The sequence below is a fragment of the Paracoccus sp. SSJ genome (assembly GCF_030234105.1).
Classification (GTDB): domain Bacteria; phylum Pseudomonadota; class Alphaproteobacteria; order Rhodobacterales; family Rhodobacteraceae; genus Paracoccus; species Paracoccus denitrificans.
Genome location: NZ_JASSPE010000004.1, coordinates 237,371 through 258,315 on the forward strand (window position 1 = coordinate 237,371; position 20,945 = coordinate 258,315).

Annotated in this window: 19 protein-coding genes; 14 read left to right on the forward strand and 5 right to left on the reverse strand. The window is 68.3% G+C overall.

Features of this window, described 5'->3' with window-relative positions:
- The first annotated feature begins 24 nt into the window (after positions 1–24).
- From QPR87_RS06395 to QPR87_RS06425, 7 genes are read left to right on the forward strand one after another with little or no spacing between them, the layout of a single operon-like run.
- The gene (locus QPR87_RS06395; RefSeq protein ID WP_230998580.1) at positions 25–2,865 is read left to right on the forward strand and encodes a monovalent cation/H+ antiporter subunit A; all 2,841 of its coding nucleotides are present in this window, start codon (positions 25–27) and stop codon (positions 2,863–2,865) included.
- A complete protein-coding gene (locus tag QPR87_RS06400) occupies positions 2,865–3,218 on the forward strand; it encodes a Na+/H+ antiporter subunit C (RefSeq protein ID WP_011747043.1) in 354 nt (117 codons plus the stop codon). The genes QPR87_RS06395 and QPR87_RS06400 overlap by 1 nt, the downstream gene beginning before the upstream one ends.
- The gene (locus tag QPR87_RS06405) at positions 3,215–4,807 is read left to right on the forward strand and encodes a monovalent cation/H+ antiporter subunit D (RefSeq protein ID WP_285048790.1); all 1,593 of its coding nucleotides are present in this window, start codon (positions 3,215–3,217) and stop codon (positions 4,805–4,807) included. Before QPR87_RS06400 ends, QPR87_RS06405 begins: the two co-directional genes overlap by 4 nt.
- The gene (locus QPR87_RS06410) at positions 4,804–5,295 is read left to right on the forward strand and encodes a Na+/H+ antiporter subunit E (protein WP_285048791.1); all 492 of its coding nucleotides are present in this window, start codon (positions 4,804–4,806) and stop codon (positions 5,293–5,295) included. The genes QPR87_RS06405 and QPR87_RS06410 overlap by 4 nt, the downstream gene beginning before the upstream one ends.
- Entirely contained in the window at positions 5,292–5,561 is a 270-nt protein-coding gene (locus tag QPR87_RS06415; RefSeq protein ID WP_011747046.1) for a K+/H+ antiporter subunit F, read from the forward strand. Before QPR87_RS06410 ends, QPR87_RS06415 begins: the two co-directional genes overlap by 4 nt.
- Before the next feature lie 9 nt (positions 5,562–5,570).
- A complete protein-coding gene (locus tag QPR87_RS06420) occupies positions 5,571–5,954 on the forward strand; it encodes a Na+/H+ antiporter subunit G (RefSeq protein WP_285048792.1) in 384 nt (127 codons plus the stop codon).
- 6 nt (positions 5,955–5,960) lie between these two features.
- Positions 5,961–6,233, forward strand: coding sequence for a hypothetical protein (locus QPR87_RS06425; RefSeq protein WP_104491283.1), 273 nt, complete (start codon positions 5,961–5,963; stop codon positions 6,231–6,233).
- 49 nt (positions 6,234–6,282) lie between these two features.
- Here the strand turns inward: QPR87_RS06425 and dapA are convergent, their stop codons facing one another.
- Positions 6,283–7,158: a 4-hydroxy-tetrahydrodipicolinate synthase gene (gene dapA, locus QPR87_RS06430; RefSeq protein WP_011747049.1), complete on the reverse strand. Its 876-nt coding sequence runs from the start codon at positions 7,156–7,158 to the stop codon at positions 6,283–6,285.
- A gap of 103 nt (positions 7,159–7,261) precedes the next feature.
- Here dapA and QPR87_RS06435 point away from each other — a divergent pair, with 103 nt between their 5' ends.
- Positions 7,262–9,415, forward strand: a complete 2,154-nt coding sequence (locus QPR87_RS06435; RefSeq protein ID WP_285048793.1) for a lytic transglycosylase domain-containing protein — start codon at positions 7,262–7,264, stop codon at positions 9,413–9,415.
- Here QPR87_RS06435 and QPR87_RS06440 read toward each other — a convergent pair.
- The 4 genes from QPR87_RS06440 to QPR87_RS06455 form a co-directional block, all read right to left on the reverse strand.
- Complete coding sequence (locus QPR87_RS06440; RefSeq protein ID WP_285048794.1) at positions 9,369–10,328, reverse strand: DMT family transporter; 960 nt, start codon at positions 10,326–10,328, stop codon at positions 9,369–9,371. The genes QPR87_RS06435 and QPR87_RS06440 overlap by 47 nt on opposite strands.
- A gap of 62 nt (positions 10,329–10,390) precedes the next feature.
- Entirely contained in the window at positions 10,391–11,179 is a 789-nt protein-coding gene (locus tag QPR87_RS06445) for an inositol monophosphatase family protein (RefSeq protein ID WP_011747052.1), read from the reverse strand.
- Positions 11,180–11,247: 68 nt separating this feature from the next.
- Positions 11,248–11,949, reverse strand: a complete 702-nt coding sequence (hutC, locus tag QPR87_RS06450) for a histidine utilization transcriptional repressor HutC (RefSeq protein ID WP_011747053.1) — start codon at positions 11,947–11,949, stop codon at positions 11,248–11,250.
- A complete protein-coding gene (locus QPR87_RS06455) occupies positions 11,946–13,307 on the reverse strand; it encodes a formimidoylglutamate deiminase (protein WP_285048795.1) in 1,362 nt (453 codons plus the stop codon). Before QPR87_RS06455 ends, hutC begins: the two co-directional genes overlap by 4 nt.
- A gap of 96 nt (positions 13,308–13,403) precedes the next feature.
- Between QPR87_RS06455 and hutI the strand changes: the two genes are divergently transcribed.
- From hutI to hutU, 6 genes are read left to right on the forward strand one after another with little or no spacing between them, the layout of a single operon-like run.
- Positions 13,404–14,606 carry an imidazolonepropionase gene (hutI, locus tag QPR87_RS06460; protein ID WP_285048796.1) on the forward strand — a complete coding sequence of 401 codons (1,203 nt, stop codon included), beginning with the start codon at positions 13,404–13,406 and terminating at the stop codon, positions 14,604–14,606.
- Positions 14,575–16,140, forward strand: a complete 1,566-nt coding sequence (hutH, locus tag QPR87_RS06465; protein ID WP_285048797.1) for a histidine ammonia-lyase — start codon at positions 14,575–14,577, stop codon at positions 16,138–16,140. The genes hutI and hutH overlap by 32 nt, the downstream gene beginning before the upstream one ends.
- Positions 16,137–16,928, forward strand: coding sequence for an N-formylglutamate deformylase (hutG, locus tag QPR87_RS06470; protein ID WP_285048798.1), 792 nt, complete (start codon positions 16,137–16,139; stop codon positions 16,926–16,928). The genes hutH and hutG overlap by 4 nt, the downstream gene beginning before the upstream one ends.
- Positions 16,925–18,073, forward strand: a complete 1,149-nt coding sequence (locus QPR87_RS06475) for a CaiB/BaiF CoA transferase family protein (protein ID WP_011747058.1) — start codon at positions 16,925–16,927, stop codon at positions 18,071–18,073. The genes hutG and QPR87_RS06475 overlap by 4 nt, the downstream gene beginning before the upstream one ends.
- Positions 18,070–19,224, forward strand: a complete 1,155-nt coding sequence (locus QPR87_RS06480) for an acyl-CoA dehydrogenase family protein (RefSeq protein ID WP_285048799.1) — start codon at positions 18,070–18,072, stop codon at positions 19,222–19,224. The genes QPR87_RS06475 and QPR87_RS06480 overlap by 4 nt, the downstream gene beginning before the upstream one ends.
- A 12-nt stretch (positions 19,225–19,236) precedes the next feature.
- A complete protein-coding gene (gene hutU / locus QPR87_RS06485; RefSeq protein ID WP_285048800.1) occupies positions 19,237–20,901 on the forward strand; it encodes a urocanate hydratase in 1,665 nt (554 codons plus the stop codon).
- Positions 20,902–20,945 lie beyond the last annotated feature (44 nt).

Genomic DNA, 20,945 nt, shown 5'->3' on the forward strand with positions numbered 1-20,945 from the left:
GTGCATGAAAAGGGACGAGGGACAATGTCGCCAGCACTGATCGCCGCGCTTCCGTTCATCGGGGCGCTGTTGCCCGGATTGCTGATCCGCTCGGGACGCGATGTCGCGGCCGTCTCCTGCGCGACGGCGACATTCATCGCGCTCCTGGGCCTTTGCCTGCACATCCCGGCGATCATGGCGGGCGAAGTGATCACGGCGCGGTTCGAATGGCTGCCCTCGCTGGGACTGAACGCGAATTTCCGCATCGACGGGCTGGGCCTTCTGTTCGGCATCCTGATCCTGGGGATCGGCCTGCTGATCATCGCCTATGCGCGCTATTACCTGTCGAGGAACGATCCGGCGGGCGTGTTCTATGCCTATCTGATGCTGTTCCAGGGCGCGATGCTGGGCATCGTGCTGTCGGACAACATCCTGCTGCTGCTGGTGTTCTGGGAGCTGACCTCGCTGTCGTCCTTCCTGCTCATCGGCTATTGGAAGCATCTGCCCGAGGGGCGGCAGGGCGCCCGCATGGCGCTGACCGTGACCGGCATGGGCGGGCTTGCCATGATCGCGGGCATGCTGATCCTGGGCAATATCGCCGGCAGCTTCGACATCGGCGACATCCTGCAGGCGCGCGAGGCGATCCAGGCCAGCCCGTATTACCTGCCGGCGCTGCTGCTGATCCTGCTGGGCGCATTCACCAAATCGGCGCAGTTCCCGTTCCATTTCTGGCTGCCGCACGCCATGGCGGCGCCGACGCCGGTTTCGGCCTATCTGCATTCCGCGACCATGGTGAAGGCCGGGCTGTTCCTGATGGCGCGGCTGTGGCCGGTGCTGTCGGGGACGCCGGAATGGTTCTACATCGTCGCCACGACCGGGCTTGTGACCATGGTGCTGGCGGCCTGGATCGCCATCTTCCGCGACGACCTGAAATCGCTGCTGGCCTTTTCCACCGTCTCGCATCTGGGGCTGATCACCATGCTGCTGGGCTTCGGCACCGAGGCGGCGGCGGTGGCGGCGGTCTTTCACATCGTCAACCATGCCACCTTCAAGGCGGCGCTGTTCATGACCGCCGGCATCATCGACCACGAGACGGGCACGCGTTCCATCGCCCGGCTGGGCGGTTTGCGCCGGCTGATGCCGGTGACCTTCGCCATCGGCACCATCGCCGCGCTGTCCATGGCGGGCATTCCGCCGCTGAACGGATTCCTGTCCAAGGAACTGATGCTGGAACAGGCGACCCATGCCGTCTGGCAGGGCAATCCGTGGCTGATGGCTGCGATGGCGACGCTGGGGGCGCTGTTCTCGGTCTGCTATTCGCTGCGCTTCGTCTGGCAGGTGTTCTTCGGACCCGAGCGGGACGACTATCCGCACAAGCCGCATGATCCGGGCTTCGGCCTGTGGTCCGCCCCGGCGCTTCTGGCGGTGCTGGTGGTGCTGATCGGGCTGTTTCCGGGCAGCATGGCCGGCTGGCTGGTCGAGGTTTCGGCCAGCGCCGTCACCGGCACCGCCCAGCATCCGCATCTGGCGCTGTGGCACGGGCTGAACCTGCCGCTGGCGCTGTCAGCCGCCGCCCTGGCCGGCGGGGCGGTGCTGCTGGCGCTGAATCGTCCGATGCTGGCGGCCCGCGCCGCCATCGCCTGGCCCGACGCCAAGGCGATCTTCGACGCCATCACCCGCGCCGCGACCTGTGCGGCGGGGTTCTTTACCGACCGGCTGACCAACGGGTCGATGTCGCGCGCCCTTGCCGCCTTTGCGCTGACCGTCGTGCTTTGCGGGCTCTGGGCCTTTTCGACCGGAGGCTGGCAGGGCGCGACCCGGCCGATGCTGCCGGTCCAGCCGGTGCCGCTGGTCGGCTGGGCGGCCCTGATGGTGGCGACCTGCTGCATGGTCGCCTTTCACCGCCGGCGCATCCTGGCGCTGGTGCTGGTCGGGATCATCGGGCTGATGGTCTCGGTCAGCTTCATTTATCTTTCGGCCCCCGACCTGGCGCTGACGCAGATCTCGGTCGAGGTGGTCACGGTGGTCCTGCTGCTGCTGGCGCTGAATTTCCTGCCCAAGTTCACCGTGATCGACAGCCGCGACCGCAAGCGCGGCATGGACGCCTTTATCGCCACGGTAACCGGGCTCGGCTTCGGGGCGCTGGCCTATGTCATCATGCGCAGCGATTTCGCGTTTCCGTCGATCTCGGAATACATGCTGGCGAACAGCTACAAGCTGGGCGGAGGCGACAACGTGGTGAACGTGATCCTGGTGGACTTCCGCGGCTACGACACCTTCGGCGAGATCACCGTGCTGGGCATCGCCGCGCTGACCATATTCGCCCTGACCGAGACGCTGCTGGCGGGCGCAAGCGGCCGACGGCTGCGCAACTGGGTCCATGACAGCCGCCGCGCCGGCGACCGCCATCCGCTGACGCTGGTGGTGGTGACGCGGCTGATCCTGCCCATCTCGCTGGTGGTCGGGCTGTATATCTTCCTGCGCGGCCACAACATGCCGGGCGGCGGCTTCGTCGCCGGGCTGGTGGTCTCGGTGGCGCTGGTGTCGCAATACATGGCCTCGGGCTTTGCCTGGACGCAGGAGCGGCAAAAGATCAACTATCACGCCCTGATCGGCGCCGGCGTCATCGCCGCCGGTCTGACCGGCATCGGCGCCTGGTTCGCCGGGCTGCCCTTCCTGAGCTCGGCCTATGGCTATGTGAAGCTGCCGGGGATCGAGGAATTCGAACTGGCCTCGGCCATGGGCTTCGACCTGGGCGTGTTCCTGTGCGTGGTGGGGGCGGTGATGCTGGCGCTGAACTCGCTGTCGCGGATCGCGCGGCAGGCGGGCGAGACGGTAAACCTGGACCCCATGGACATCGACCCCAGCAAGGAGGCGAGGCGCTGATGGAACTTCTGCTGTCGAGCGCGATCGGGATGCTGACCGCCGCAGGGGTCTATCTGATCCTGCGCCTGCGGAGCTTTGCCGTGGTGCTGGGCATGACCATGCTCAGCTATGCCATCAACCTGTTCCTGTTCTCGACCGGGCGGCTGGTGGTCAACGCGCCGCCGGTCCTGCAAAAGGGGGTGGAGGTCTATACCGACCCGCTGCCGCAGGCGCTGGTCCTGACCGCCATCGTGATCTCGTTCGGGATGACGGCGGTGGTGGTGATGATGGCGCTGGGGGCTTTCCTCGAGGGGGGCGACGACCGCGTCGACATGCCGCGCGCCGACCGCCTGCCGGGGGATGGCGACGCATGAACCACCTTATCATCGCCCCCGTCATCCTGCCCGCCGTCATCGGGCCGCTGATCATCCTGTGGATGCGCAACGACCTGCTGTTGCAGCGGGTGTTCTCGATTGTCGGGACCGCGCTTCTGGCCGGGGTGGCGCTTTACCTGAACGTGCTCGCCGCGGGCGGCGAGGTGCAGGTCTATCGCCTGGGCAACTGGGCCGCGCCCTTCGGCATCGTCCTGATGCTGGACCGGCTGGCAGCGCTGATGCTGCTGCTGACGGCCGTGCTGGCGCTGGCGGTCCAGCTTTACGCCATGGGCTCGGGCTGGGACCGCAAGGGCCGTCATTTCCATGCGCTCTGGCAATTCCAGCTGATGGGCGTCTGCGGCGCCTTCCTGACCGGCGACGCCTTCAACCTGTTCGTGTTCTTCGAGATCCTGCTGATCGCCAGCTATGGGTTGATGATCCATGGCGGGGGCGAGATGCGGCTGCGCGCCGGGGTGCAATACGTCGCCTACAACCTTGCCGGCTCGACCCTGTTCCTGGCGGCGCTGGGGGTGCTCTATTCGGTTACCGGCACGCTGAACATGGCCGACATGGCGCTGCGCGTGGCGGCGATGCCGGCCGAGGACACCGCGCTGTTGCGCGTGGGCGCGGTGCTGCTGATGCTGGTCTTTGCCGTCAAGGCGGCGCTGGTGCCGCTGCATTTCTGGCTGCCCTCGACCTATGCCAATGCGCCGGGGCCGGTGGCGGCGCTGTTCGCCATCATGACCAAGGTGGGGGTCTATGGCATCATCCGCTTCTTCACGCTGGTCTTTCCGCAGGATGGGGTGATCGAAAGCGTGGTGGCCGATCTGCTTCTGCCCGCCGCGCTGTTCACGCTGGCCATCGGGCAGATCGGCATCCTCGGCACCCGCCATCTGGGCCGGCTGGCCGGTTTCGCCGCCATCGGCTCGATCGGGACGCTGATGATCGCGGTGGCGCAGTTCACGCTGCAGGGCACCTCGGCGGCGGTCTATTACATGATCCACTCGACGCTGGCGGCAGGCGCGCTGTTTCTGATCATGGACATGGTCGGAGCGCGCCGGGGCGATCTGTGGCTGCGGCTGGATCGGGTGATGCCGGGCAATGGGCTGGTTGCCGCGCTGTATTTCACCGCGGCCATCGCCGTGGTCGGCATGCCGCCGTTTTCCGGCTTCATCGGCAAGCTCCTGGTGATGCAGGCGACCGGGGCGGCGCCGGCGATGGTCTGGATCTGGGCCACCATCCTGATCACCTCGCTGGTCGCGATCTATGCCCTGTCGCGCGCCGGTTCGATCCTGTTCTGGAAAAGCTTCCAGCTTGGTCCAGCCCCCGCAATGGCCTCCGCCCCCGTGCCCGCCCCCGCAACCGCGGGCGGTCCCAAGCTGGAGCCGGACGAGCCGATCCAGGATCTTGGCGATGCGCCGGCGAACTGGCTGGCGGTCGCCTCGGTGGTGCTGCTCTTGTCGGGCATCGTCGCGCTGACCGCTTTCGCCGGCCCCGCCATGCGGCTGGCCGAGGCGACGGCGGCGCAGCTTCACAACCCCGACGCCTATGTCTCGGCGGTGCTGGAAGGGCAGGAGGGCACGAAATGATCCGCCGCCTGTTCCCGCATCCCTGGCTGTCGGTCACGCTGGTCCTGGTCTGGATGGCCCTGGTCAACCGCTGGGCCGTGGGCTCGCTGGTCTTTGCCGCGATCATCGGCGTGGTGGTGCCGCTGATCACCGCGCCCTATTGGCCCGGCGCAAAGGGCTATCGCGCGCCCCACAAGATCCCGGCCTATCTGGCCATCGTGCTGTGGGACATCGCCAAGGCGAATTTCGCCGTCGCGCGGATCGTGCTGTTCACGCCGCGCCGCGCGCTCCGGCCCGCCTGGATCGCCGTGCCGCTGGACCTGCGCCACCCCGAGGCGATCACCGCGCTGGCCGCGACCATCACCCTGACCCCCGGCACGGTCAGTTGCGACTTGTCCGAGGACGGCCGCGCGCTGCTGGTCCACGCCATGCACGCCCCCGACCCGGATGCGGTGCTGGATGAGATCAAGACCCGCTACGAGGCCCGGCTGAAGGAGATCTTCGAATGATCGCTTATGCGCTTTTCTTCGCCTATGGCTGCTTTGGGCTGGCGCTATTGTTCTGCCTTTACCGCGTGGTCTTCGCGCCGGGCCTGTCGGACCGGGTGCTGGCGCTGGACACCATGGCGATCAACGTGATCGCTCTTCTGACGCTGTTCGGCATCGACAAGGGGACCACGATGTATTTCGAGGCCTCGCTGATGTTCGCCATGGTCGGCTTCATCTCGACCGTGGCTTACGCGAAATTCGTCCTGCGCGGCGACATCATCGAATAGGGGGCGGGCATGATCGCGGAAATCGTCGTCTCGGTGCTGGTGGTGGTGGGCGGGTTCTTCGGCCTCGTCGGCTCCTATGGGCTGGTCAAGCTGCCCGATCCGATGACCCGGCTGCATGCGCCGACGAAATCGGCGACGCTGGGCGTGGGGGCGGTGCTGATCGCCTCGCTGATCTGGTTCCCGGCGCGGCATGGGGTGCTGACCTGGCACGAGCTGCTGATCACGCTGTTCCTGTTCCTGACCGCGCCGGTCACCGGCTATTTCATCGCCAAGGCGCATATGCATCTGGGCTGGAGCCGCGACGAACTGCCCCGCCCGGCGCCCGACAAGGACTGGGCGACCTTCTGCGACCCGGACAAGGAAAGCCTGGTCGATCGCCGCGCCGGCGAATAGGGACCGATGCGTGTCCTGCTGCGGGATACGCATGCCTATCGCGGCTGCCGGCTGGCGCTGCCGGACGGCGTGCCCGACCGCGACCGGGACGTGATCGTGGGCTTTTCCGACGGCATCGAGGTGCCGGGGCGGCTTACCGTGACCCAGACGTCCGGGCCGGTGCTGGACATCGCCGCCTATCGCACCGCGCGCGGCACCCGGATCGTGCGCAAAAGCTGGCGTCTCAGACAGGACAACGAAGGCTGGGTGATCGCCGCGCGGCTGGCGGCGGAACCCTGATATGGAAAAGGGGCGGCAAACCCGCCCCTTCATCCGTTCTGATCGCCGTTCAGATCAGCCCGGCATGGGCAAGCGCCTCGTCGATGCGCACCTTGGTGGCGTCGGTCAGCCCGACCAGCGGCAGGCGCACCCGTTCGCTGCAAAGACCCAGCCGCGACATCGCATATTTTGCGCCGGAAACGCCCGGCTCCAGGAAAATCGCCACATGCAGGGGCATCAGCCGGTCCTGATAGTCCAGCGCCTTGGCGTAGTCGCCGGCCAGCGTCGCCTCCTGGAACGCGGCGCAAAGCTTCGGCGCGACATTCGCCGTGACCGAGATGCAGCCCACTCCGCCATGGGCGTTGAAGCCGAGCGCGGTCGCGTCCTCGCCCGAAAGCTGGACGAAATCCTTGCCGCAGGCGGCGCGCTGCATCGAGACGCGCTCCAGCTTGCCGGTCGCGTCCTTGACGCCGATGATGCGCGGCAGCTTCGCCAGCTCGCCCATGGTTTCGGGCAGCATGTCGATGACCGAGCGGCCGGGGATGTTGTAGATGATGATCGGCAGGTCGCTGGCATCGTGCAGCGCGGTGTAATGCGCGATCAGCCCGGCCTGGGTCGGCTTGTTGTAATAAGGCGTCACCACCAGCGCCGCGTCGGCACCCGCGGCCTGCGCGTGCTGCACCAGCCCGATGCCCTCGCGCGTCGAGTTCGAGCCGGCGCCGGCGATGACCGGGATGCGGCCGGCGGCCATGCGCACCACTTCCTCGATGACCTGGCGGTGCTCCTCATGGCTCAGCGTCGGGCTTTCGCCGGTGGTGCCGACGGGCACCAGCCCGTGGCTGCCCTGTTCGACATGCCACTCGACAAGCTTTTCCAGCGCGGGGAGATCCAACTCCCCATCCGGGGTGAAGGGCGTGACCAGCGCGGGCAGCGAGCCTTTGAACATGTGGGTATCCTGAATTTGCCTCTTATGGCGGCTTACATCCGGGCGCGCGGATTGCCAAGGATGTGAGTTGCGCCGCCCGGCGGAACCTCGCAGAAATGGGGGCATGATGTATCCTTTCCGTGACAGGCTCCTGGCGCCGCTGCTGGCCCTTGCCCTAAGCCTTGCCCAACCGACCGGGGCCGAGGATGCCGGGCACCTGTCGCGTGCGCTGGCCGCGGCGGCGATGCGCGACTGGACGACCGCGACGGCCGAGGCCGACGCCTCGGGTCCCATCGCCCGCGACCTGATCCAGTGGCAGCGGCTGCGGGCCGGGCAGGGCAGCTGGCCGGAATATCGCGACTTTGCCGCCCGCAACCGCGACTGGCCCGGCATGGCGCTGTTCTGGAAGCGCGGCGATGCGGTGCTGCGCGCCGACCTGCCGCCGGCCGAGGTGATCGAATGGTTCGGCCCCCGCCGCCCCGACACGCTGAACGGTGCCATGGCGCTGATCGCGGCCTTGCAGGCGACCGATCCGCCGGCCGCCAAGGCCGAGATCGCGCGCTTCTGGACCGAGCAGGCGCTGACCAAGCCCGAGGCCGACGCCTTTCTGGCCGCGCATGGCACCGAGGTCGCGGGGTTGCACGACGCGCGGCTGATGCGGCTTCTGGACCTGGGCGAATGGCAGGCGGCGCAGGTGGTGCTGCCCATGGCCTCGGCCCCCGCGCAGGCCCTGGGCCGCGCACGGCTGGCGCTGCAATCGGGGCAGGCCGGGGTGGATACGCTGATCCTGGCCCTGCCGGGCGCGCAACGGGGGGATGCGGGGCTTGCGCTGGACCGTTTCCGCTGGCGGGTCTGGGCCAAGATGCCGGAACTGGCGCGCGAACTGATGCTGGAACGCTCGACCAGCGCCGAGGCGTTGCGCGACCCCGCCGCCTGGGCCGGCAAGCGCGCCGATTACGCCCGGCTGGCGTTGCGGCAGGGCGACTGGGCCTTGGCCGAAAGGTTGGCGGCGGGGCATTTCTTGCCGCCGGGCAGCGATGCCTATTCGGATCTGGAATGGCTCGCGGGCTACGGCGCGCTGCGCGGCGGTGCGGCCGACCGGGCGCTTGGGCATTTCCAGACGCTGGAAAGGGCGGTGGCGAGCCCGATCTCGCTGTCCCGCGCCCATTACTGGCAGGGCCGCGCGCTGGAGGCCAAGGGCGACGGGCCGGGCGCGGACGCGGCCTATGCCCGCGCCGCCGGCTATCAATCGGCCTGGTATGGGCAGCTTGCCGCGGAAAGGCTGGGCCTGCCGATGCTGCCCGACCTGGCCGTCGCCGGGCGCAGCGAGGCCAGCCTGCCCGACTGGCGCGGCAGCCTCTTGCGCACCAACCCGGTCTGGCAGGCCGGTACCTGGCTGGTCGCGGCGGGCGAGCCCGATCAGGGCGCGCGCTTCTTCCTGCACCTGGCCGAGACCGCTGCGCCCGAGGATATCGGCCGCATGGCGCGGATGATGCTTGAGATGCGGCTGCCCTGGCACGCGCTGCGGCTGGCCAAGGCCGCCGCCGCCAAGGGCGCGGTCTATCCGGCCGCCTATTTTCCGCTGACGGGCCTTGAGAACAGCGAACTGGGCCTGCCGCCCGAGCTGGTCATGGCCATCGCCCGGCGCGAAAGCGAGTTCAACCATACCGTCTCTTCGCATGCCGGCGCGCTGGGGCTGATGCAGGTCATGCCGGATACCGCGCGTTCCATGGCGCGGCGTATCGGCGAGCCTTTCGAGCAGGCGCGGCTGACCCGCGATGCCGCCTATAACGCGCGGCTGGGCGCGGCCTATCTGGCAGGGCTGCGCGAACGCTTCGGCCCCTCGATCGCGCTGGTCGCGGCGGGCTACAATGCCGGGCCGGGCCGCTCGGCCCGCTGGCTGGGCGAGTTCGGCGACCTGCGCGGCGAGGTCGATCCGGTCGATTGGGTCGAGATGATCCCCTTCGACGAGACCCGCAACTATGTCATGCGGGTGGCCGAGGCGCTGCCCATCTATCGCGCCCGCATCAAGGGGGCGCCGGTGCCGCTGGTGCCGAGCTGGGATCTGACGGGCGGCGGCGTGAAGCCTGCGCCTGCGCAGCCGCCGGTCCGGCTGGCGCGTTCCGCCCGGCCGCTGATGCCTGTGCGCACGCTGGCCGGCTATGCCGCGGGCGGGGTGCTGGCCGAGGTCTTGGGCCCGGCCCCGGTCGAGGAGGCCAGCGCCGTGCCGCTCAACCCTGTCCGGCCCGCTCGCGCTGGCGTGCGCGCCACCAGGTGAAGAGGCCGGCGCCGACGACGATGAGCCCGCCTGTGGCGACGTTCGGCGCCAGCGTCTCGCCAAAGATCACTACGCCGAAGATGCTGACCCAGACCAGCTGGGTATAGGAAAACGGCTGCAAGGCCGAGGCTTCTGCCAGCTCATAGGCCTTGATCAGCATGAAATGCGCCACCACCGCCGTCAGGCACAGCAGCAGAAGCCAGGGAATGTCGCGCCCGGCGATGGGTTCCCAATGCCAGACGCCGACCAGGGTGATGGCGACGGCCCCGGCGATGCCGGTCCAGAAAAAGCTGACCATGGCCGGATCGTCGCGCCCGACCAGCCGGGTCAGCAGGCCATAGACCGCGAACATGGCCGCGCCGACGAAGGGCAGCACCGCATCGGCGCTGAAGACGCCGCTGCCCGGTTTCAGCACGATCAGGATGCCGGCAAAGCCCACCGCGACCGCAACCCAGCGGCGCCAGCCGACCTTTTCGCCCAGGAACGGCCCCGACAGCGCCGAGATCAGCAGCGGATAGCAGGCAAAGATCGCATGGGTGTTGATCAGGCCCAGCCGCACGAAGGCCTCGACCGTGACCACGACCTCTGCCACCAGAAGCACGCCGCGGAAGATCTGCGTCCATGGCCGCTTCGAGCGCATGGCGCGGCCGAGCCCGCCCGGTGCGCGGGCGCACAGCAGGATGACGAATGCCGCGAAGAACCAGAACCGCAGCATGATGACGAAGATCGGAGAATAGGCCGCGCCCAGATAGCGCGAGATGCCGTCCTGCGCCGCAAAGATCAGCGCCGAGGCGCAGATCAGCAGGATCGCCGTGCCCTGTCGGTCGTTGCGCGGCGCCGCAAGCGGCGGCGGCACGGCAGGCGGGCGGGCTGCCGGGGCCATCAGCGGCCCCGTCTGGCGATTATTGGGCATGGTGCGAATCCCGGGCGTGAGATTCGCCCATGCCCTTGCCGGCGGGAAAGGTCAAGCCGGGCTCAGTCGCGTTGACGCACCAGTCCCGCGAATTCGTCGAAAAGCTGCGGATTGGCGGCGACGATCGAGCCCGATTCGACCGGGCTCTGGTCGGGGCGGATCGATTCGACGAAACCGCCGGCCTCTTTCACCAGCAGGATGCCGGCGGCCACGTCCCAGGATTTGATGCCGCGTTCCCAATAGCCCTCGTAGCGGCCGGTCGCGACATAGGCCAGGTCCAGCGAGGCCGCGCCCCAGCGCCTGACGCCCGCGGTCAGCGGCATCAGCCGGCTGAGGTCGCGCAGCGTGGCAGGCAGGGTGCCGCGCCCGGCAAAGGGCACGCCGGTGGCGAAGATCGATTCGATCATCTGCCGGCGGCCCGAGACGCGGATGCGGCGGTCGTTCAGAAAGGCGCCGTCGCCGCGCTCGGCGGTGAACAGCTCGTCCTTGGCGGCGTCGAAGACCACCGAGGCGACGATCTCGCCCTTGTGCTCCAGCGCGATGCTGACCGCCCAATGCGGCAGGCCGTGCAGGAAGTTGGTGGTGCCGTCCAGCGGGTCGACGATCCAGCGGCGGGTCGGGTCCTCGCCCGCCTCTTCGCCGGTTTCCTCGCCGATCCAGCCATAGTTGGGCCGTGCGGTGCGCAGTTCTTCCTTGATGATGCGCTCGGCCTCGCGGTCGGCGCGGCTGACGAAGTCGCCCGCGCCCTTGACCGAGACCTGAAGGTTCTCGACCTCGCGGAAGTCCTTGACGAGGCTGCGGCCCGCCTTGCGCGCGGCCTTGATCATGATGTTGAGATTGGCGCTGGCCATGGCTGTTCCTTTTTGGGATTGCCAGCCTATTAGGCGAAGGACCGCATAAAGTGAAGCCGGCGCGGGCCCTAGTGCGTTGCGATCATGGCATAGCCGGGATGAAAGGCCACCCGGACCGAGGTGATGGCGCCCAGATCGTTGAAGGTGGTGCGTGTGAGGATCAGGAGCGCGGTGCCCTGCCGGGTCTCCAGCAGCCGGGCGTCGCGGGCGCTGGCGTTCTCGGCCGAGAACGCCATGTCGGCATGCAGCCAGGGAAAATTCCTGACCAGCCATTCGTTGGCGGTGATGCGCTGGAAATCCACCGCCTCGGCGCCGGGCGCGGCGGCGGGGTTGATCCAGCGGTCCTCGGCCTGGAAGGGCTTGTCGTCGCCGTAATGCACGGTGCGCAGGTGGATCAGTTCGCATCCTTCGGGCAGGGACATGCGGGCGGCGATCTCGGCCGGCAGCGGGCTGCGGCGTTGCGCGACGACGCGGTGGCTGTATTCCATCCCCGCCTGCTCGATCTGTTCGCGCACGATGGGGATGGTCAACACGGCCTTGCGCGCCGGGTTGACCGTCACATGCGTCCCGGCGCGGCGCTTGCGGTCCAGAAGCCCTTCCTCGGCCAGCATTTGCAGCGCCTTGTTCACCGTGGCGCGGGCGACGCCGAATTCGACGGCCAGTTCCGCCTCGTCCGGGATGCGGTCGCCCTGCCGCCATTCGCGATCCACGATGCGGCGGCGCACCTCGCTGGTGATGGCTTGCGCCTTGGAGGAGTTTCTTTCGGTCACATGCGGTCCTGAAGCCGGGCGATGGTCGCCAGATAATCGGCGATGATGCGGTCGCGGTCCATATGCCTGCCGCCCTGCACGACATGGCGGCCCGCCGACCAGACGTCGCGGACCAGCCCGTCATGGCCGGCAAAGACCAGGCTGTCGAGCATCTGGTCGCCCTGGCGTCCCGCCATGACCGGATTGTCCAGCCCCACCGAGACCAGATCGGCCCAGAGGCCCGGCCGGATCGCCCCGGTCTCGCGCCCCGCCGCCGTGGCGCCGCCGTCCAGCCCCGCCTCGTAGATCACCCGGCCGGTCGAGCGTCCCGGCGTGGCCAGGATCGCCCGGCCGCGGTCGCGCAGGCGCTGGCTGTATTCCAGCGTCCGCAATTCCTCGACCAGCGAGATGCGGATGTTGCTGTCCGAGCCGAAGCCGATGCGGCCGTTTTCCTCGGCCCAGATCGTGCCGTTGAAGATGCCGTCGCCCAGGGACGATTCGGTGATCGGGCAGAGCCCCGCCACGGCGCCGGTGGCGGCAAGCCGGCGCGTCTCGTCCTCGGTCATGTGGGTCAGGTGGATCAGCGTCCAGCGCCGGTCGGGCTGGTGGTTGTCCAGAAGCCATTCGACCGGACGGCGGCCATAGGCGGCGCTGATTTCCTCGATCTCGGGCACCTGCTCGGCCAGGTGCATGTGCAGTGGCCGGCCGGGGCGCAGCGCCACGCAGGCCTGCAGGGCCTCGGGGCTGACGGCGCGCAGGCTGTGCGGGGCAATGCCGATGCCGGCGTCGGCGGGAAGGGTGCGCAGCGCGGCCTCGGCCCCCTCGACCAGCCGCACGAATTCCTCGGGCGTGGTGCCGAAGCGGTTCTGGCCGGGGGCGAGCGGCCGGCGGTCCACGCCGCCGAACTGGTAATGCACCGGCAGCAGGGTCAAGCCGATGCCGGTGCGGCCGGCGGCGGCGGTGATGCGCTCGGCCATTTCGGCGATGTTGTCGTAATGCCCGCCGCCGGGGCGGTGGTGCAGATAATGGAACTCGACATTGGTGGCATAACCGGCCTCCAGCATCTCCATCTGCACCAGCGCGGCGATGGATTCGACATCCTCGGGCGTCAGGTGGTCGAGGAAGCGATACATGATCTGCCGCCAGGTCCAGAAGGTATCGCGCGGCTCGGGGCCCCTGGCCTCGGAAAGCCCGGCCATGGCGCGCTGAAAGGCGTGGCTGTGCAGGTTCGCCAGGGCCGGCAGCAGCAGGCCGGTGCGATGGCCTTGCGGTGCCGCGTCCTTTTCCACCGCGGCGATTCGGCCCTGATCGACCGTCACCCGGACATTCTCTGCCCATCCATCGGGCAGCAAGGCCCGTTCCGCCCAGATAACCGTCATCCCGTCGCCCTTCTTTGTGCCAAAATAAGTTTAGACATAGAGTTGAAATAAGTTTAGACATAGAACGACCGAGAAATCAATCCGGGATGCGATCCGATGCAGCTTCTTCACCACGCGCAACTTGTCACGATGGACGAAGAATCAGGTGGTTACGGCCTGATCGAGCAGGGCGCGCTGGTGATCGAGGCGGGGCGAATCAGCTGGATCGGTCCCGAATCGGATCTGCCTGCGCAATATGCCGATGCGACGCGCCGCGATCTGGGCGGACGGCTGGTGACGCCGGGGCTGATCGATTGCCACACCCATATCGTCTTTGGCGGCGACCGTGCCCGCGAGTTCGAGATGCGGCTGGAAGGCGCCTCCTACGAGGAAATCGCCCGGGCCGGCGGCGGCATCCTGTCGAGCGTCCGCGCCACGCGCGAGGCGGATGAGGAGGCGCTGCTGGCCGCCGCCCTGCCGCGCGTCGATACGCTGCTGGCCGAGGGCGTGACCACGCTGGAGATCAAGTCGGGCTATGGGCTCGACATCGACAGCGAACTGAAGATGCTGCGCGTGGCCCGCCGTATCGGGCAGTTGCGCAAGGTGACGGTGCGCACGACCTGGCTGGCCGCCCATGCCCTGCCGCCGGAATACAAGGACGACCGCGCGGGATATATCCGCGAAGTGGTGATCGCCGGCATGGAGCGCGGCCATGCCGAGGGGTTGATCGACGCGGTGGACGGGTTCTGCGAGGGCATCGCGTTCACGCGCGAGGAAATGGCCGGCATCTTCGATCACGCGGCCAAGCTGGGCCTGCCGGTCAAGCTGCATGCAGAGCAGCTTTCCGACCTGGGCGGCGCGGCCATGGCGGCGCGGCACGGTGCGCTGTCGGCAGACCATCTGGAATATCTGGGGCAGGACGGCATCGAGGCCATGGCCGCTTCGGGCACCGTGGCCGTCTTGCTGCCCGGCGCCTTCTATACCCTGCGCGAGACGCAATATCCGCCGATGGCCGCCCTGCGCGATGCCGGCGTGCCGATCGCGCTGGCCACGGATTGCAATCCCGGCACCTCGCCGCTGACCTCGCTGCTCTTGACCATGAACATGGGCGCGACGCTGTTTCGCATGACGCCCTCGGAATGCCTGGCGGGTGTCACGCGCCACGCCGCCCGCGCGCTGGGTCTCAAGGATCGCGGCCGGCTGACGCCCGGGATGCGCGCCGACCTGGCGGTCTGGGACATCCGGCATCCGGCCGAGCTGACCTATCGCATCGGCTTCAATCCCCTTCATGCCCGCATCGTCGGAGGCGAACTTGTCTGAACTGATCCTTATCCCCGGTGAAACCACGCTCGCGCAGCTTGAACAGGTCTGGCGCGAGGGCCTTGTCGTGCGGCTGGCCGACTCGGCCCGCCCCGGCATTGCCGAATCCGCCGCGCGCATTGCCGCCGCCGCCAATGGCGAGGCGCCGGTCTATGGCGTGAATACCGGCTTTGGCAAACTGGCCTCGATCAAGATCGCGGCGCGGGACACCGCCACGCTGCAACGCAACCTGATCCTGTCGCATTGCTGCGGCGTGGGCGAGCCGGTCGAGCCGGAAACCGTGCGGTTGATCATGGTGCTGAAGCTTCTGTCGCTGGGCCGCGGTGCCTCGGGCGTGCGCCCCGAGGTGATCCAGCTGATCGAGGACATGCTGGCCCGCGGCGTGCTGCCGGTGATCCCTTCGCAGGGTTCGGTCGGTGCCTCGGGCGATCTGGCACCGCTGGCGCATATGGCCGCCGCCATGCTGGGCGAGGGGCGTGCGGTCCATGAAGGCCGCGAGATGTCCTCGGCCGAGGCGCTGGCGAGCGCCGGCCTCAAGCCCATGGTGCTGGCCGCCAAGGAGGGGCTGGCGCTGATCAACGGCACGCAGGTTTCGACCGCCTTTGCGCTGGCGGGGCTGTTCGAGGCCTTCGCCTCGGCCCGCGCGGCGCTGGTCACGTCGTCGCTTTCGACCGATGCGATCATGGGCTCGACCGCGCCTTTCCTTGATGAGATCCACACCCTGCGCGGCCATCGCGGCCAGATCGTCGCGGCGCGGACGATCCGCGCGCTGATGGACGGCTCGGAGATCCGCGAAAGCCACCGCGAGGGCGACAGCCGCGTGCAGGATCCGTATTGCATCCGCTGCCAGCCGCAGGTGACGGGCGCCTGCATCGACCTGCTCTGGCAGGCCGCCCGCACGCTGGAGATCGAATCGAACGCGGCGACCGACAACCCGCTGGTGCTGGTCGGCGCCGACCGCATCGTCTCGGGCGGCAACTTCCATGCCGAGCCGGTGGCCTTTGCCGCCGACCAGATCGCGCTGGCCATCGCCGAGATCGGCGCCATTTCCCAGCGCCGCATCGCGCTGATGGTGGACCCTGCGCTGTCGCATGATCTGCCGCCCTTCCTGACCCCCGATCCGGGCCTGAACTCGGGGCTGATGATCGCCGAAGTGACCTCGGCGGCGCTGATGAGCGAGAACAAGCACCTGGCGACGCCTTGCAGCACCGACTCGACGCCGACCTCGGCGAACCAGGAGGACCACGTTTCCATGGCCGCCCATGGCGCGCGGCGGCTGAAACGCATGAACGCGAACCTCGCGCAGATCCTGGGCATCGAGGCGCTTTGCGCCAGCGCCGGCGTCGAGTTCCGCGCGCCGCTGGCGACCTCGGCGCCCTTGCAGGCGGTGATCGCCGCGCTGCGCCAGACGGTGCCGGCGCTGGAGCAGGACCGCTATCTTGCCCCCGACCTGGCCGAATCCGCCCGGCTGGTGCGCGAGGGCGTGCTGGTCGGCTCCATTCCCAGCCAGCTGCTGGACGAGGTGCGGCCGTGAATCCCGTCGAAGTGGTCCGGGGCGACAGCCCCGTCATCCTCGGCCTGCCGCATACCGGGACATGGCTGCCCGACGAGGTCCGCGTCCGGCTGAACGCGCGCGGGCAGGTGCTGGCCGATACCGACTGGCATATCGAGCGGCTTTACGACGGGCTCTTGCCCGGCGCGACCACGGTGCGGGCGACCTTTCACCGTTATGTCATCGACGCCAATCGCGGGCCGGACGATGCGAGCCTCTATCCCGGCCAGAACACCACCGGCCTTGTGCCGCTGACCGATTTCGACGGCGAGTCGATCTGGAACGAGGAACCCACGGCCAAGGAGATCGCCGACCGCAAGGCCCGTTTCCACGCCCCCTATCACGCCGCGCTGGCCGCCGAGATCGCGCGGGTGAAGGCGAAGCACGGGGTCGCGATCCTTTACGACTGCCACTCGATCCGCTCGGTGATTCCCTTCCTGTTTCAGGGCGTGCTGCCGGATTTCAACATCGGCACCAACAGCGGCGCCGCTTGCGACAAGCGCATCGAGGCGGCCACGTTCGAGGCTTGCGCTGCAACCGGCCGCAGCCATGTGCTGAACGGCCGATTCAAGGGCGGCTGGACGACGCGGCATTACGGCCAGCCGGGACAGGGTGTCCACGCCATCCAGATGGAACTGGCGCAGGCGACGCATCTGGCGACCGAAACCCCGCCCTTTGCCTATGATGAGCAGAAGGCCGAAAGCCTGCGAGTGACGCTGAAGGCGATCCTTGAACGCCTGGCCGCGCTGGCGCCGGAGATCCGGGCATGAAGCCGCTGCAAGGCATCAAGGTGCTGGACCTGTCCCGCGTGCTGGCGGGCCCTTATTGCACCGCGCTTCTGGCCGACCTGGGTGCCGAGGTCATCAAGCTGGAGCCCCCCGCCGGCGACGATTACCGCCATATCGGCCCGTTCAAGGACGGTGAAAGCGCGCTGTTCACGCTGAACAACCGCGGCAAGCAAAGCCTTGTGCTGGACCTGAAGGACCCCGGGGATCTGGCGCTGGCCAAGGCCGTCGCGGCGCGCGTCGACGTGGTGGTCGAGAACTTCCGCCCCGGTGTCGCCGCCCGCCTGGGCCTGGGCGCCGAGGCGCTGCGGGCGGAAAACCCGCGGCTGGTCTATTGCTCGATCTCGGGTTTCGGCCAGCAGGGACCGTTCCGCGACCTGCCGGCCTATGACCTGGTGGTGCAGGCCATGTCGGGGCTGATGGCCGGCACGGGCGAGGAAGGCGGCGCGCCGCTCAAGACCGGCGAAAGCGTCGCCGACCTGATCGCCGGCCTGTTCGGAAGCTGGGCGATCATGGCGGCGCTGGTCAATCGCAACGCCACGGGGCAGGGCGCCACGCTGGACGTCGCCATGTATGACGCGCTGTTTTCGATGCTGACCACCAGCCATGCGCTGCATTTCTATGCCGGGGCGCTGCCGCAGCGGGTGGGCAACCGCCATCCCTTGTCCACCCCCTTCGGCTGCTTTGCGACGCGGGACGGGCAGGTGGTGATCGCGGTGCTGAACGGCAAGCAATTCGCCGCGCTGGCCACGCTGATCGGCGCGCCGGATGCTGCGGACGATCCGCGCTTTGCCAGCGACGAAAGCCGCACCGCGCATGAGCCCGAGCTCAAGCGCCTGATCGAAGGCTGGTCGCGCGGGCTGACCACCGAAGAGGCCGTCGCCGCGCTTGCCGGCGCCGGTCTGCCCGCCGCGCCGATCTGGGACATCGCCCAGGCGGCAAGCAACGAGCACGCCCTGACGCGCGGGCTGGTCAGCCGCCTGCCGCATCCGGTGCTGGGGCTTGCACCGACCATCGGCCAGCCGGTGCGCTTCGACGGAGAGAAACCCGTGGCCGAGACCTCGGCCCCGCGCCTTGGCGGCGACCGCGCCGCCATCCTGCGCGAATTCGGATTGGAGGAGACCGCATGAGCGACGACTGGCACATGCTGGCCGAGGAGGAACGGCTGTTCTGCGACGTGCTGGAGCGCATCTGCGCCGAGCGGATCGCGCCAAAGGCGGCGGAAACCGACGAGACCTCGGCCTTCGTCCACGACCAGCTGGCCATGCTGGGCGAGGCGGGGATGATGGGCGCGAACCTGCCCGAGGAATATGGCGGCAGCGGCATCTCGGCCCCGGCGCTGCTGCGGGCGGTGGCGATCGTGGCGGGGGCATGCGGCTCGACCGCCTCGGCGCTGACGGCGCATTACCTGGCGACCGATTCGATCCTGTTGGGCGGGACCGAGGCGCAAAAGCAGGAGTGGTTGCCGAAAGCCGCCGCCGGAGAGGCGCTGGGGGCATTCGCCCTGACCGAGCCCACCGCCGGCTCGGACCCCGCCGACATGAAGACCCGCGCCCGCCGGACGGATGGCGGCTGGCACCTCAAGGGCGCGAAATGCTTCATCTCGAACGGCGGGGTGGCGGATTTCATCGTCGTCTATGCCGTGACCGACCCGGACAAGGCGCATCGCGGCATCTCGGCCTTCATCCTGCCGAAAGGCACGCCGGGGCTGGAGCCGGGCGCGCCGGAAAAGACCATGGGGCTGAAGGGCGGGCATGTGTTCACCCTGAACCTCGATTGCCATCTGCCCGAGGATGCCCTGCTGGGCGAAGAGGGCAGGGGCTTCCGCACCGCCATGCAGGTCCTGGACAACGGCCGCATCGAGGTTGCCGCGCAATGCCTGGGCATTGCCGAGGCGGCGATGAAATCGGCCATCGCCTATGCCAGGGACCGCGTGATCGGCGGCGAGCGGCTCACCGACCGGCAGGGCATCCGCTGGATGATCGCCGACATGGGCGTGGCCTTCCGCCAGGCGCTGCTTCTGTCGCAGGACGCGGCACGGCAGAGGCAGGCGGCGCATCATGGCGGCGGGCGCTTTTCGCTTGCCTCCAGCATGGCCAAGCTCGCGGCCAGCGAGGCGGCGGGCAGGATCGCCGACACCGCGCTGCAACTGCATGGCGGCTATGGCTATACCCGCGACTTCCCCATCGAGAGGATCGCCCGCGACCTGCGCATCATGCGCATCTACGAGGGCTCCTCGGAAATCCAACGCATCATCATTTCCGGCAACATGCTGGCCTGAACGGAGAGCATCATGGACAATCCCCGTCACAACACCCGCGACATTTTCCCGCCGACCGGCACCGAGATCACCGCGAAAAGCTGGCTGACCGAGGCGCCGATGCGGATGCTGATGAACAACCTGCATCCCGACGTGGCCGAGAACCCGCATGAGCTGGTGGTCTATGGCGGCATCGGCCGTGCCGCCCGCACCTGGAAGGATTTCGACCTGATCGTCGACGCGCTGCGCAAGCTGGAGACCGACGAGACCCTGCTGGTGCAATCCGGCAAGCCGGTCGGCGTGTTCAAGACCCACAAGGACGCCCCGCGGGTGCTGATCGCCAACTCGAACCTGGTGCCGCATTGGGCGAACTGGGACCATTTCAACGAACTGGATAAGAAGGGCCTGGCCATGTATGGCCAGATGACCGCCGGCTCGTGGATCTATATCGGGTCGCAGGGCATCGTTCAGGGCACCTACGAGACCTTCGTCGAGGCCGGGCGCCAGCATTACGGCGGTGACTTGAAAGGCAAGTGGATCCTGACCGGCGGGCTTGGCGGCATGGGCGGCGCGCAACCGCTGGCAGCCGTCATGGCCGGCGCCTGCTGCCTTGCCGTCGAATGCGACGAGACGCGCGCCGATTTCCGCCTGCGCACCCGCTATGTCGACGAAAAGACCCACAGCCTCGACGAGGCGCTGGAGATGATCGACCGCTGGACCACGGCGGGCGAGGCGAAATCGGTGGCGCTGATCGGCAATGCCGCCGACGTGTTCCCGGAACTGGTCAAGCGCGGCGTGCGTCCCGACATCGTGACCGACCAGACCTCGGCCCACGACCCGGTGCATGGCTATCTGCCGCAGGGCTGGACCGTCGCCGAATGGCGCGCGCGCCAGGAAACCGACCCCAAGGCCGTCGAACGCGCTGCTCGCGCCAGCATGCGCAAGCAGGTCGAGGCGATGGTGGCCTTCAGCGACCAGGGCATCCCGACCGTCGATTACGGCAACAACATCCGCCAGATGGCGCTGGAAGAGGGTTTCGAGCGCGCCTTCGCCTTCCCGGGCTTCGTGCCGGCCTATATCCGGCCGCTGTTCTGCAAGGGCATCGGTCCGTTCCGCTGGGCGGCGCTGTCGGGCGACCCCGAAGACATCTACAAGACCGACCAGAAGGTGAAAGAGCTGGTGGACGACCCGCATCTGCACAACTGGCTGGACATGGCGCGCGAGCGTATCAGCTTCCAGGGCCTGCCGGCGCGGATCTGCTGGGTCGGCCTTGGCATCCGCCACAAGCTGGGCCTCGCCTTCAACGAGATGGTGCGCAATGGCGAGCTGAAGGCGCCCATCGTCATCGGCCGCGACCATCTCGACTCGGGCTCGGTCGCCTCGCCCAACCGCGAGACCGAGGCGATGCAGGACGGCTCGGACGCGGTTTCCGACTGGCCGCTGCTGAATGCGCTGCTCAATACCGCCTCGGGCGCGACCTGGGTGTCGCTGCACCATGGCGGCGGCGTCGGCATGGGCTTTTCGCAGCATTCCGGCATGGTGATCTGCTGCGACGGGACCGAGGATGCCGATGCGCGCCTGGCCCGGGTGCTGTGGAACGACCCGGCCACCGGCGTCATGCGGCACGCGGACGCGGGCTATCAGATCGCACTGGACTGCGCGCGGGAGCACGGGTTGAATCTGCCCGCCATTCTCTGATCCATAGGCGCGGCGTCGCAACGCACCGGGCCGCGCCCCTTCAC